Below are 275 nucleotides of genomic sequence, written 5' to 3'. Positions count from 1 at the left end.
CGCCACCCCGACCATCACGGGGACGGCCGAGGCCGGKKCYACCGTCACCATCTCGGACAAYGGCACCGTGCTCGGCACTGTGGTCGCTGGTACGAACGGTGTSTTCAGCTTCACGCCCACSGCTCCGCTGACGGATGGCAACAACGTCCTGACGGCCACTGCCGCCGATGCGGCCGGCAACGTCTCGGCCTCCTCTACCGCCGTGGCCCTGACCATCGACAGCCTTGCGCCCGGTGCACCAACCATCACCACCGCGGCCGGTCTCACCGCCGACG

At 69.5% G+C, this 275-nt stretch carries 1 protein-coding gene; it reads left to right on the top strand.

Going from position 1 to position 275, the window contains the following annotated elements; genetic code table 11:
• Positions 1 to 275, top strand: a 275-nt coding sequence (locus tag ASF58_RS26010) for an Ig-like domain-containing protein (RefSeq protein WP_156375733.1), incomplete at both ends; no start/stop codon positions are given.

Origin of the sequence: Methylobacterium sp. Leaf125, assembly GCF_001423085.1 — a bacterium.
Taxonomy (GTDB): domain Bacteria; phylum Pseudomonadota; class Alphaproteobacteria; order Rhizobiales; family Beijerinckiaceae; genus Methylobacterium.
Note: the sequence above shows the minus strand (reverse complement) of the source record. Positions and strands in the feature narration are given on the sequence as shown.